Here is a 13,338-nt window from a genome sequence, read left to right on the forward strand (position 1 = left end):
GTCTTAGAAAAATAAAAAAACATGATATGAAAAATAAGGGATTGTTTTCTTTATTCGTCTTATTATTGGCTTTAAATTCCTGTGTTTTAAAAACCGAAGATAAAGCAGATGTTACGAGCAGTGAAGAATTAGAAACTACGATCACTAGATTTGATAGACCAGATGCTAGTATTTTGAAGGGGGTGCATATTCCTTCTGATAAAGAATATTTTTATACTTCCGGATTAGTTGCTGATGTTATCAACCCCAATGTAGAAGCAGGTACCTACGAACGCTACGGTAATACTTATCAACAAAGCATAAGCACGTTAGAAAAAATAAAAGCAACCTTGAAAGAAGCTGATTTTGAGATGAAAGATGTGTTTTTTCTCCGAGTTTACTTAGCTCCAAATCAAGAAGGTGAAGTAGATTGGCAGGCTTGGTTTGATGCGTATGGTGAGTATTTCAACAATGATGAAAATCCAAATAAAGTGGCTAGAAGCACCATAGCCGTTTATGCTTTGGCTAACCCTGATTTATTGATAGAAATTGAAGCCGTAGCTGCCAAATGAAAAAACACTCGTAACTACTCAGGTTGTAAATTAGCTATATGATTTAGATTTTCTAAGATATTTCCCGAACGTTTGATCAGGGTATCCACGACGGATCTTATAACACAGAAGTTTTCAGCTCCATTGTTGGATTTGAACTGTCCTGATATTTTTTGTTTCACCTTGATGTTGCGTATGGCTCTTTCAGAGGCATTGTTATCCGGTGGTACTTTTTGGTGATAGAGAAAAGTAAAAAGTGACTTTCTGTATTTCAGGAGTCTTTTTTGTAGGGATACTGCTTCTTTATGTTTTGACTCTACAGGTTGGGCGAGTAGGTTATCCATCTTCTCTTCAATGGAAGCAATACTCCTGCTATTCTCTGGATCTGGTAGTTTTTTGAGTTTTCTCTTCAGTGAGATAGCTTCCCTGAACAGGGCCCTAAGGCTGTCAGCCCATTTAGATTTATAGCGTTCAACAATGTAGTTGAGCTCCCTAAGCAGATGTGCACAACAGAGCTGGTGCAGGTTTTCCGAATAGTTGAAGTATGCCCTCCATGCATCGTGGCACAATACTGCCTTTCCGAACCCATCGGGAAAATGTGTATTCATCGCCTTAAGTCCACGTGATTCAGATATAGCTAACAGGGTGAGTTCCTCGGTCTGATAAGTCCAGACCCACTGTTTGTTTCCATCCACTTTAGCCCCAGTCTCGTCAGCTCCTATCACAGGACTTTTAGAGACTGCCGTCTTTATCTTTGCATATATTGGTGCAGACTTGCGGGCAAACCTACCGATAATGTTATCGATACTCCCCTCGCTGAGATTAATACCGAAGCAGTCCCTGAGAAGTTCTTTCATCCTTCTATAGGGAACATACTGTCTGGCATGCAGATAACCGACAATGGTTTCAACACCGCTCCCGTACTGTATGGGGGCATTGATATTGTCAGGGAATGACCCACTGATCTTTTCTCCACAGGAACAGTTTTTGGAAAAGATTCTATGCTCGGTACATACCACTTTAATCACAGGAAGATCCAGGACCTGTCTTTTGGAGGACAGTTCTGCTGGAACCGCCGACAGATCACCACCACAGCAGGTACAGAATAAAGGGATGTGGTTTTCTATTATGTCCGGGGAGGATGTCATTTCAAGGGTATGGCCTTTGTGTCCAGGCTGACCGCCGGTTTTGCGCCCTGTATCCTGACGGAGACTCTGATTTTTTTTGGGGCGGTTCTCGTCTTTTGAAGGGGGAACCGAGCTGTTGCGGCTGTTTTTTGGATTACGGTAACGGGCAAGCTCATTTTCCAAATCGGATACCCTAGATTTTAAAGACTTGACCTGCTCCATAAGCTGGAGGTTCATCTTGATCAGTTCCTGAATAAGCGTATCCCTGTGGTCCAATATACTATAGAAATGTTTCCTGAATATCAGCACATAATCCCATGAATACCAATAATCCACGCTGTTTTTCCCCACAAAAAAATGTGGATAAACCAACTTTAAAGCTGATTTTCGTACATTCACATACAAATACGCATCAATACACCACAGAGGGCAACAAGACTCCAAATACTTGAATATCGGTCAGTAAATAATGTACCTGAGTAGTTACAAACACTCTATTTTATTAGCCCTTTTCTTGGTTTTTTCCCTGTCTTCTTGTGATGTGGAGGATGTATTTAAGGTATTTAAATGGAGTGTAGATAGTTTCATTGGAGAAGGCTTTTTGCCTTCTGAGGAAATAATTGCTTTAGGAGCTTTTCAACGAACTGAAGTGAATGTTCAGCAGAAAACAGAAAATGGTGAATCAGCCGGAACCATTGAATTGAAGCTTTATAATGGAAATTCTGAAGCACTGAGACTCAATGAAGAAGGAACAGCGAGAAAATGTGCTGAACTTTATGCAGAAGGCTTTTCAAAAATAGAAGATTATCAAAAAATCATGATCTATTTTATTCAAACAGACCCCAATAATCCTGATAATATAGCGATTACCGAATATGCATTTGAAGTCAAAGATTTCCTTTAATTAAAAGTTATGTAACTACTCAGGTTGTAAATTAGCTATATGATTTAGATTTTCTAAGATATTTCCCGAACGTTTGATCAGGGTATCCACGACGGATCTTATAACACTGAAGTTTTCAGCTCCATTGTTGGATTTGAACTGTCCTGATATTTTTTGTTTCACCTTGATGTTGCGTATGGCTCTTTCAGAGGCATTGTTATCCGGTGGTACTTTTTGGTGATAGAGAAAAGTAAAAAGTGACTTTCTGTATTTCAGGAGTCTTTTTTGTAGGGATACTGCTTCTTTATGTTTTGACTCTACAGGTTGGGCGAGTAGGTTATCCATCTTCTCTTCAATGGAAGCAATACTCCTGCTATTCTCTGGATCTGGTAGTTTTTTGAGTTTTCTCTTCAGTGAGATAGCTTCCCTGAACAGGGCCCTAAGGCTGTCAGCCCATTTAGATTTATAGCGTTCAACAATGTAGTTGAGCTCCCTAAGCAGATGTGCACAACAGAGCTGGTGCAGGTTTTCCGAATAGTTGAAGTATGCCCTCCATGCATCGTGGCACAATACTGCCTTTCCGAACCCATCGGGAAAATGTGTATTCATCGCCTTAAGTCCACGTGATTCAGATATAGCTAACAGGGTGAGTTCCTCGGTCTGATAAGTCCAGACCCACTGTTTGTTTCCATCCACTTTAGCCCCAGTCTCGTCAGCTCCTATCACAGGACTTTTAGAGACTGCCGTCTTTATCTTTGCATATATTGGTGCAGACTTGCGGGCAAACCTACCGATAATGTTATCGATACTCCCCTCGCTGAGATTAATACCGAAGCAGTCCCTGAGAAGTTCTTTCATCCTTCTATAGGGAACATACTGTCTGGCATGCAGATAACCGACAATGGTTTCAACACCGCTCCCGTACTGTATGGGGGCATTGATATTGTCAGGGAATGACCCACTGATCTTTCTCCACAGGAACAGTTTTTGGAAAAGATTCTATGCTCGGTACATACCACTTTAATCACAGGAAGATCCAGGACCTGTCTTTTGGAGGACAGTTCTGCTGGAACCGCCGACAGATCACCACCACAGCAGGTACAGAATAAAGGGATGTGGTTTTCTATTATGTCCGGGGAGGATGTCATTTCAAGGGTATGGCCTTTGTGTCCAGGCTGACCGCCGGTTTTGCGCCCTGTATCCTGACGGAGACTCTGATTTTTTTTGGGGCGGTTCTCGTCTTTTGAAGGGGGAACCGAGCTGTTGCGGCTGTTTTTGGGATTACGGTAACGGGCAAGCTCATTTTCCAAATCGGATACCCTAGATTTTAAAGACTTGACCTGCTCCATAAGCTGGAGGTTCATCTTGATCAGTTCCTGAATAAGCGTATCCCTGTGGTCCAATATACTATAGAAATGTTTCCTGAATATCAGCACATAATCCCATGAATACCAATAATCCACGCTGTTTTTCCCCACAAAAAAATGTGGATAAACCAACTTTAAAGCTGATTTTCGTACATTCACATACAAATACGCATCAATACACCACAGAGGGCAACAAGACTCCAAATACTTGAATATCGGTCAGTAAATAATGTACCTGAGTAGTTACGAAAATTTAAATTTGAAAAGTCAAATTTTAGAAACAAAACGTAATAATTAATATATAAGATTTTTTTGTGACTTTTCTGATAAACTAATTAACTCTGATCCACTTTAGAATCTTATAAAAAAAATCAAACTAACTATTGCGTATAATAATAATAATAATAATATTGCAAAAGCTCTTAGGCGAGAGTTGACTTTGGCCAAAGTTTTTTATTTATTTTACTTTAGTGAATTATGAAAAAGTACACATTATTAATGGCGATTCTTGGAGTTTTTGCATTTTATTCGAACCCTGTGGTAGGTCAAGAAGAAGTGCCGGATGATGAATATGAGTGGTGTCAATTTATTGATAGACCAGATAGACCTGAAATAGATGGTTGTAAAGTTGCTTATTTCGATCATATTTGTCCTTGCGAATAATTTCTTTAGCCCACTTCAATCATTTTTGAAGTGGGCTTTATTAATTAAAAAACAAAAATATGTATTTAAAAAAAAAATTGATACCGGTAATTTTCATTTTCATTTTCTCATGTAATGATCAAGATTATGGAAAATTTATTTTAAAGGAATTGGATGAGATTGTTGTCCCTGTTAATGATTTCGCATTATCCAATCCAGGAATGATTAGTATTTACGACTCAGACTCTGGAGAACATGTAATGATTTACAATCATGTAATCAACAAACTGCAGATTTCAGAATTTCCATCTGGAAAATTGAAATTAAATATTCCATTAGAGTTTGAGAGCGAGAAAAGAACTAAGCGATTTACAGGAGGAACTCTGATTGCTGAAGATTCGATTTTTGTGACATTTTATCCTCCTTCACTTGGAATGATAAATTTTAAAGGTGATTTAACCTTTGAACAAAAATTACCTGAATCTAATTATAGAGTTTCACATATCGGGAATGGGAGCATGATCCCACTTTTCAAATCGAATGGTAGAATTTATGGTGCTCAGCCATTCCTAATGGATCATCATAGAATGTCAAAGGAAGATGTTCAAAAACAGCAGTTGGTTTACAGTGTGAGTTTGGAGGAAGATGGTGCGGCCTGGCATGAAGTTTTTTATAGTCCGACTTATTGGGATGAAGGGAAAAAGCTTTCCTATTTTTCTTGGGCAAAGCGTGGTGATTTGATTTATATTTCTCCATTTTACGATCATCAAATTCAGGTTTTTGATACCAAAACAAATCAAGTTGTAAATGTCAAAACCGTCAAGTCAAGTCAAGTGGATAATTTCAATGTGGTGAATCAAATGCCTGAAAACGAAAGTAAATCAGTAATCGCTACCTTGGAGTCAGGTCAATATGAGACTTTTTTATATGATAAATATAGAGATGTTTTTTATAGAGTTTTCCTCCCACCTTATCCGATCGAAAAGCAGTATGAAATAGAGGAACTTAGATTAATGGAAAGATCAAGACCAAAAACAGGAATCATGGTTCTTGATGCAGATTTGAATATTCTTTCAGAGCATATATTTGATTTATTTCAAGTTCACTCTTCAGATAATTTTCTTGTTGGTAAAGAAGGGCTTTATGTCTCAACTAATAATATGAATAGTCCGAGCTTTACCGATGATCAAATGAGCTATGTTAAGTTGAAACTGGATCAATAACAGTATCTTTAATATTCTAATTTTACATTAAGCTTCTCTAAACTAAATCGAAACTGTGTTATAATCATGCATAGTCCAGATTTCCCTTTTCACTGATTATTCCCTAACTTTAAGAGAACCCCAAACTATGAGAAGCTATGAAATACCACATCACTTTTATCGTATTGATACTTTGTTTATCGCTGGCAAAAGCTCAAGAAATTCCAAGCAAAGAAATCCAAATCAAAACAGCCTTGCTCGCTGCTCCAGAAGAAATGAAAGCTGGTGCCATGGTCTATGGATATGATGAAAAAGGAGAATTTATCATCTTGCGCAAAGGAACCAATGAGCTCATCTGCCTCGCGGACGATCCAAAAAGTCCGGGATTTAATGCTTCTTGCTACTTTAAGGTGCATATAGCGGTCAAAGTGACCCCCTATCAGCGCTGCAAAGTGACCCCCCGGAGTTAAGTAGTTTTTTTGGTCAGGAATAGTGGACTTACATCGCGTTAAAGTTATTGTTTTTCGGGATTAATATTACGTTTTCTTCTCAGGGATTCTCCCTTTAGTTCTATCCGGTGAGCATCGTGCACAATTCTATCCAAAATAGCATCTGCAAGAGTTTGATCTCCGATTATTTCATACCATGCACTGACCGGTAACTGCGAAGTGATGATGGTGGACTTTTTACCATGTCGGTCCTCTATAATCTCCATCAGCAACATTCTGCTCTGAACATCCAGGGGTTGTATCCCAAAGTCATCGAGTATCAACACATCAAGTTTTTCGAGTTTGAGCATCTCTTTGATAGAAGATCCATCAGCCTTAGCCATTTTCAGTTGGGTAAGCAACTTAGTCGTATTCGCATAAAGGACTTTGTGTCCCTTGCTACAAGCCTGATTGCCCAAGGCACAGGCAAGATAACTCTTACCTGTGCCTGTACTTCCTGTCATCAGAATGTTTTCTCCTTTGTGGATGTATGCTCCGTCTGCGAGTCTCAATAGTTGATTTTTGTCCAGTTCACGCCCGGGACGAAAATCCAGTTCCTCGACAGTGGCTTTGTATCGGAAACGTGCACCACGAAGGCTTCGATCCATCCTGCGGTTTTGACGGTCATCCCATTCGTTTTCCACGAGCAGACTAATCAGTTCATCCGGTGTAAGGGATGACAGAGAGCCGGATTCTGTGGCATGACTGAAGCTTCGTGACATGCCGTAAAGCTTCATTTTTCTCATTTTTTCAATTGTTTCTTGTATCATTGGAATTGGTGTTTGTTAACTGAAGTATCTGTTGCCACGGATGTTGTGGTGTTTGGGCATCTGGGAAGACTCATCCAGCTGTTCATCGGAAAAACTGATTGCGTCTAAATTTTTGGAAAGGATCTGTTCAATCATAGGATAGGTGTAAACACCATACTCTGACGCTCTTTTGCAGGCTCCAGTGATCCGCTGTGAACCCACTTTACGGGCAAGATGAAGGATTCCGGAGCAGGATCTATAACCTTGCTCCGGATGGGGAATAGATTCCATCAGGCTGGATAGGAATTTCCCTACCTCCTTGCTGATCTTATTGCCTTCACTTACAAAGAATTCATAACTCCAATCGGATACATACTTCTGGTTTCCGGCCAGATGATCCCTTAGTGTCGTGTACTTATGCTTCCTTTTATCGCGTTTGTGTTTGGCTATAGGATGATACTTGTAAAAGATCTCTACCTGGTCATCATTGAAAAGGACTTTGACTTTCTTTCCCATATACTGATGGGGAACACTGTAGTAGTGTTTATCCTCCCCAAGACATATGTGGGTGTTTTTCATTACAGTGCACACTTTGACACTCATCAGCTGATAAGGAAGTTCGGGAAGTGCCAGCAGACTGTTCCGCTCAAGTGTCTCAAACTGTTCCCTGCGACTTTCCTCACCTCTGAGTGCATAGTCATTGTAGTTGGATACCAAAGGAACAAGTGCTTCATTAAGGCTTTCTAAGGATAAAAACACCTTTCCCTGAAGAGCTACATAAATCCGCTGATATACCAGTCTTACAGCACCTTCGACCAGAGACTTTTCTCTTGGCTGACGCGGTCTTGCCGGAATGATAGTGGTGTTGTAATGCTCAGCAAAGGTTTCAAAGGTCTCGTTCAGGACTGGAGAGTATTTGCTGCCTTTGGTAACTGCAGACCGGAGGTTGTCAGGCACGATTACCCTTGGAACCCCGCCGAAGAACTCCAGCATCCTTGTGCAGCTTCCGATGAAGTCGGGTTTCTTCTGGGTGTAAGTGGCTTCCACATAAGTGTATTGAGTACAGCCCAGCGTAGCCACAAATACCTCTACAGGAAAATGCTCCCCTGTATCGGGATCAGTGACATAGAGCTTTTTACCCGCATAGTCGATGAATACTTTATCTCCGGCTAGGTGCTCAAAATGCATCGTTAGCCCCTGCTTACCCACGTATTGCCGAATATGTTTGCGGAACTGGCTGGCCTGAAAACCGTCAGGATGCTTCTGTCGGTATTCTTCCCAGAGACGCTGACGTGTCATGCCTTTTATTCGCAACTTCTTAACGATCCCAGGCAATAAAGGAAGTAATACTTCCAGCCTGTCACTTTGCTGCACAGGGGCTGGTGGACCTAATATTAATTCAGCTAAACCTTCATCGGAAAGCTGATTAACCTCTTCAAAGGAAAGGCCTGTTTGTTGAAATCTTTTAAGATAGGACTTGACAGTATTGCGGGAGACTCCCGTCAATTTGCTGAGCTGCTTGGAGCCATGGCCTTCAAAATGGCCTCGTAAAATTTGTTTGATCTTGTTCATGGTAAGAGTGCGATTGGCCATGGGAATGCTTAATTGTTTGCACTCCTAACAGGACTTAAAAGCCTCTTATTCCATTCCAGAAAAATAACTTTTGACGGGGGTCAATTTACATCACCAGCCGGGGGTCAATTTGAATCACCAGCTGGGGGTCAATTTAAATCGTCAGAAGGGGGTCAACTTCATCATTTTTTGCAGATTGGTCATATTGTGAACAAAAAGCCCGGAAATAAGTCCTAGAAGGAAGAGTAACAGCCCTAAAAAGATCAATTGATTGGACTGATTTGATTTGAGTGATTCAGTCATGATGTGGGTTGATTTGGTGATACTTAAAGTTATGAAAAAATTTTGAATCCTCTGAAAATGAGGTGGTTTAGTTGTACGCGATTGATCTGTGTTCCAATTATTTTGCTGAATGAACGGAGAACATAAATCGCTCTTCATGAAAAAAATCAACTGTATCCAAAATATAAATTTTTCTGTTTCACTTAAATTCTGTCAAGCGTTTTTGTTTGCTCATTTTGTGGGTTTTGTTGATAATCCCTAGGAGAAACACCATACTCCTTTTTAAAGCATTTTGCGAAATAGGAAAGGTTAGAAAAACCAACTTCATACATGATTTCGGAAATATTTCCTTCTTTATTTCTTAAAAGAATGGAGGCCTTTTTCAATCTGTATTTCCGGATGATTTCTTTTGCTGAATAATGGGTCAATGCCTTAAGTTTTCTATAGAGATGTGCAGTGCTCATGCCTATTTCCTCGCTTAGTAGCTCTACGGTAAACTCAGGGTTAGAAATATTGGCTTCTATTATGCCTACAACTTTTTTCACAAACTTATCATCTATGTTTTCACCTTCTTCTTTGAATTCTGGTTGCGTTATGATCTCGGCTTTGAAATAGTTTAGTAAAACATCTTTTCTTTTGATAAGCTGCTCAATGTTTGCTTTTAACAATTCCAGGTCAAAGGGCTTTGTTATGTAGGCATCTGCACCTGTTCTCAGCCCTTCCACTTTTTGTGAGGTAAGACTTTTTGCGGAAAGGAGTATGACACCGATATGACTTGTTTTTGGATTTTGTTTTACCTTTTTACACAAGGTCAACCCGTCCATAACGGGCATCATAATATCGCTGATAATCACTTCAGGAGTAAAGTTTCTGGTTTTATCCAATGCTTCCTGTCCATTCTGTGCCACCACAATGTGATAACTTTCCCTTAAATGTAAAAGGAGATAATCAACCATATCGGGATAATCTTCCACTACCAAGATCACAGGCTTGGAAGTGTCAAAATCATATTCGTATTCCTCAAAGTTGTCAGCGTCCTTACTCACCAAAAGATTTATGGTTTCGTCTTTTTGCTCAACCTCAACAGGGAAATGTACATTGCCCAATGGCAAGGTGACTGTAAAATAAGACCCTTCACCTGGCTGGCTCTCCACATTGACTTCTCCAAAGTGAAGTTTTGTATATTCCTTCACCATAGAAAGTCCAATGCCCGAACCTGAATCAACCTGTCTGCCCCTGCTGCCCTGATAGAAGCGGTCAAAAACCTTTGGTATCTCTTGAGGCTCTATTCCTATACCTGTATCATGGACCTGGATATCTACTGCACCGTTCTTATAGTGATTTTTATCAGGGTGTTTTCTAATACTTAACTCAACAGTCCCCTGATCTGGGGTGAATTTGAATGCATTGGACAGCAGGTTGTAAAGTACCGTCTCAAGCTTCTCACTGTCTGCCCATATTTCACAGGATTCTATTTCTGAATTAAACCGGAAATTGATATTTTTTCTTGCAGCTTTGTCTTTAAACAGCTCACACACTTCCCTACTAAAGCTGACAAGGTCAAAAACCCGTACTTTCAGCTCGAGACTATCCTGCTCAAGTTTTCTGAAATCAAGAATCTGATTGACAACCCTTAATAACCTATTGGAGTTTTTTTCAGCCAATCTAAGGAGTTCCTTGGATTTTAGGTCAAGTTCTTTTGAGCTAAGGGCCTGTTGGATAGGGGGAAGGATCAGACTGATAGGCGTCCTGAGTTCATGGGAAATGTTGGTGAAAAACTGTTGTTTGGTTTTTGCGATTTCCTCACTGTGCTGCTTCTCAATTTTGGCAAGGTTGACTTCATTTTTGAAGTGTATGCGCAAAGTGTAAAACCTGAAAGCGAAGGCCAACAATGCCAGGACAAGAAAAATATAAATGACAATGAAAGGGGTGCTTAAAAAAAGTGGTGGCTTGACTTCTATGTCCAAAGTATGGATTTCATCTGACCAAATACCATGATTGTTGCTCCCTTTGAGCTTTAAGATATATTTCCCTGAAGGAAGTTTGGAATAGACAGCTGTATTTGTGGAGCCTGAAGCATATGACCAATCTTCATCAAATCCTTCAAGCTTGTAGGCATAGATATTCCTTTTCGGTTGCCAATAATGCAGAGCAGAAAAATCAATTGCAAATGACCTTTGGGCATAATTCAGACTGAGCTTTTTCATGAATGCAATATCCATGGGCAGTTCAAGGCCCGAATCCGTATTTTTTCCGGGAAGAATCCTTTCATTATTGATTCTTAGATTGGAGAAAAACAGTTTTGGCTTGAAGCTGCTGGCTTCTGCATCAGTGGCTAGCCTTATAAAACCGTTGTCCCCTCCAAAAAATAGCCTTCCTTCTTTATCCTTGGATAAGCAGCCTTCAAAGAAACTTTTGATAGGCAGTCCACTATCCAAAGGAAATAGTTCATAGGCATCCAATCCAGGCTTGAACTTAATCAAAAGCCCTGATGCGGCACCCCAAATATTTCCCTGATTGTCCTCAGTGATACTGTTAAAAAGAAAATCTGTACCCATCTGTATAGGATGGTAAACAGCTTTGTCATTCTGTGGTTGGTACTCTATAAGTCCATTGGTAGTAGCAGCCCACAAAACTCCTTTTTTGGAAAAGTAAATGGCATTTAGGCTTCTTCTGTTTGACACTTCGTTAAAAATACTGACACTACTGTTTCTGTGTGTCTGTAAATCGATCCTAAACAATTCATCATAGTTGACAGCCCATAGGGCATTGGCCCCTGTAGCTACCTTTTCAGAACCTACCTCACTGGCTTTTTCAAAATATAAACTCTCGATATCATTCAATTTGCCTGATACTTTATATAAACCGCCTTCCCATGCACTTACCCAGAAAGTCCCATCACTCGCTTTTATAAATTTTGCGATGTAATTGCTGTCAAGTCCATTTTGGTTACCAGAACTTATCGAATGCATTTTTAAGATTTTCGGATCCCAGATATTGATCCCCCCAGCTGTTCCTATCCAGATTCTTCCCAGATCATCTTCCTCTAATGCATACACATTGTTAAGAAGGAGTTGCTTCCCCATTCCGGAGTGGATATCAAAAACTTCTTCCTTACCATCAGGACTTATTCGTATTACTCCATTAAGAGTCGCCAACCAAGTATCTCCGTTTTTGGTATGCAGGATAGACTTTACCTGGCTTCCGATTTTTTGGTTATTTTGCCTATGGTTGATCTCATGAAAGCTGTAAAAACTGTTGTTTTTGTTAGTGAAACTTAAACCGTTGGAAGTCACAAACCAAACCACCCCGCCAGAATCCTCAAAAATTTGCCAATTGACATTGCTGCCTACTGAGTAGGCCAGTTCTGGATGGTTGAAAAGCTGCTTGATGTCACCATTTTCGGGGTTCAGAATGTTTATCCCGAAATCAGTCCCCAAAGCAAGGCTGCCATCGGTAGAAGTATAAATACTTTTTATTACCTCATTGCTTAAAGCTGTGTTTGCTTCGTTATAGGTTTTCTTTTCTCCGGTATGAATATGAAAGTGTACCAGACCGGTTTCAGTTCCGAGCCATAACCACTCTGGGTTGTAGTTGTCGGGCTGTATGTCCATGATCAGGTTATTTTGGAGAGAAGGCTTGTAATTTTCTTTTAATTCGAACTGCTCAAACTTTTCGCTGCCCGGACTTAGTTTATTCAACTTGTCATATGTACCCACCCAAAGGTTGTCAAAACGGTCCATAAAAACTGATCTGATCATGTTATGGCTTAACCCACTGTTTTCCCTGTCCAGTTTTCCTGTTTTTCCTTCCTTAAAGTAGAAAAGCCCCGCAGGGGTGCCTACCCAGACTGTACCCTCAGGATCCAAATAAATTGTTCTTACGGCAATGGAAGCGCCCAGCTCAACGGGAATTACCTCAAAATTGTAAATATTGATCTTCGAAAGACCTTTCCAGGTACCTATCCAAATTTCATCTCCAACAGCTTCCAGAGCACTTATTTCATTGGCTGCCAATAGTGGGAACACCTCTTTTTTGAAGTTCTGAAAACTGTTGCCATCATACCTGGAGACCCCGTTGGCAGTACCTACCCAAATAAAATCATTTTTATCCTGGGTAATCGCACTGATGGTGTTGGAAGGTAATCCGTCCTGAGTTGTTAAAGTGAAAAAATAGGGATTCTTTTGGGCATTGGCTGACCAGAAAAGAAGTAGAAAGGTACTAAATAAAAACACGAAGAACCTGTAAATCATTTTGGGTTTTGGCAAGGTTTATAAACTAAACACAGGTTTTTGGATCTTGAATTTTTCGAATTGTTCTCTCCTTGATCCAAGGTTAATAATAAGTCTTTTGAAGTGAAAAATCAGCATTTTTTTCAGCTCTGAATGATTTGTGTCATTATCTGTACGATTTGAATCGATGCTTGGTCTCAATAAAAAGTACTTTTGAGTATCTACTTTCCAAGACTATTGTCAGGAAAGCAAACCCAAAATACC

General features: G+C 40.0%; 11 protein-coding genes. 5 read left to right on the plus strand and 6 right to left on the minus strand.

Annotation, left to right across the window (positions count from 1 at the left end):
• Positions 1 to 26: 26 nt before the first annotated feature.
• On the plus strand, positions 27 to 551 hold the full coding sequence (locus BELBA_RS07660) for a RidA family protein (RefSeq protein ID WP_014772163.1): 525 nt from the start codon (positions 27 to 29) through the stop codon (positions 549 to 551).
• A 14-nt stretch (positions 552 to 565) separates the two neighbouring features.
• Here the strand turns inward: BELBA_RS07660 and tnpC (BELBA_RS07665) are convergent, their stop codons facing one another.
• The gene (gene tnpC, locus BELBA_RS07665) at positions 566 to 2,008 is read right to left on the minus strand and encodes an IS66 family transposase (protein ID WP_245531063.1); all 1,443 of its coding nucleotides are present in this window, start codon (positions 2,006 to 2,008) and stop codon (positions 566 to 568) included.
• Between the two features lie 118 nt (positions 2,009 to 2,126).
• Between tnpC (BELBA_RS07665) and BELBA_RS07670 the strand changes: the two genes are divergently transcribed.
• Positions 2,127 to 2,561, plus strand: a complete 435-nt coding sequence (locus BELBA_RS07670; RefSeq protein WP_014772164.1) for a hypothetical protein — start codon at positions 2,127 to 2,129, stop codon at positions 2,559 to 2,561.
• Positions 2,562 to 2,576: 15 nt separating this feature from the next.
• Here BELBA_RS07670 and tnpC (BELBA_RS20115) read toward each other — a convergent pair whose 3' ends face one another.
• Complete coding sequence (gene tnpC / locus BELBA_RS20115; protein WP_342626407.1) at positions 2,577 to 3,506, minus strand: IS66 family transposase; 930 nt, start codon at positions 3,504 to 3,506, stop codon at positions 2,577 to 2,579.
• Complete coding sequence (locus BELBA_RS20120; RefSeq protein ID WP_157466069.1) at positions 3,395 to 4,018, minus strand: DUF6444 domain-containing protein; 624 nt, start codon at positions 4,016 to 4,018, stop codon at positions 3,395 to 3,397. Before BELBA_RS20120 ends, tnpC (BELBA_RS20115) begins: the two co-directional genes overlap by 112 nt.
• A gap of 366 nt (positions 4,019 to 4,384) precedes the next feature.
• Here BELBA_RS20120 and BELBA_RS07685 point away from each other — a divergent pair, with 366 nt between their 5' ends.
• The 3 genes from BELBA_RS07685 to BELBA_RS07695 all read left to right on the plus strand — a co-directional run bounded on the left by BELBA_RS07685 (position 4,385) and on the right by BELBA_RS07695 (position 6,221).
• A complete protein-coding gene (locus BELBA_RS07685) occupies positions 4,385 to 4,570 on the plus strand; it encodes a hypothetical protein (RefSeq protein ID WP_041779280.1) in 186 nt (61 codons plus the stop codon).
• Between the two features lie 59 nt (positions 4,571 to 4,629).
• On the plus strand, positions 4,630 to 5,772 hold the full coding sequence (locus BELBA_RS07690; protein WP_014772165.1) for a DUF4221 family protein: 1,143 nt from the start codon (positions 4,630 to 4,632) through the stop codon (positions 5,770 to 5,772).
• 137 nt (positions 5,773 to 5,909) lie between these two features.
• Complete coding sequence (locus BELBA_RS07695) at positions 5,910 to 6,221, plus strand: hypothetical protein (protein ID WP_014772166.1); 312 nt, start codon at positions 5,910 to 5,912, stop codon at positions 6,219 to 6,221.
• Positions 6,222 to 6,265: 44 nt separating this feature from the next.
• Here BELBA_RS07695 and istB read toward each other — a convergent pair whose 3' ends face one another.
• From istB to BELBA_RS07715, 3 genes are all read right to left on the minus strand, one after another.
• On the minus strand, positions 6,266 to 7,009 hold the full coding sequence (gene istB / locus BELBA_RS07700; protein WP_014770947.1) for an IS21-like element helper ATPase IstB: 744 nt from the start codon (positions 7,007 to 7,009) through the stop codon (positions 6,266 to 6,268).
• A gap of 15 nt (positions 7,010 to 7,024) precedes the next feature.
• Positions 7,025 to 8,581 (minus strand): IS21 family transposase, encoded by a 1,557-nt coding sequence (gene istA / locus BELBA_RS07705; RefSeq protein ID WP_014771937.1) that lies wholly within the window; start codon positions 8,579 to 8,581, stop codon positions 7,025 to 7,027.
• Positions 8,582 to 9,045: 464 nt separating this feature from the next.
• Positions 9,046 to 13,095 (minus strand): hybrid sensor histidine kinase/response regulator transcription factor, encoded by a 4,050-nt coding sequence (locus BELBA_RS07715; protein WP_014772167.1) that lies wholly within the window; start codon positions 13,093 to 13,095, stop codon positions 9,046 to 9,048.
• Positions 13,096 to 13,338: the final 243 nt, after the last annotated feature.

The organism is Belliella baltica DSM 15883 (assembly GCF_000265405.1).
GTDB classification, from domain to species: Bacteria; Bacteroidota; Bacteroidia; order Cytophagales; family Cyclobacteriaceae; genus Belliella; species Belliella baltica.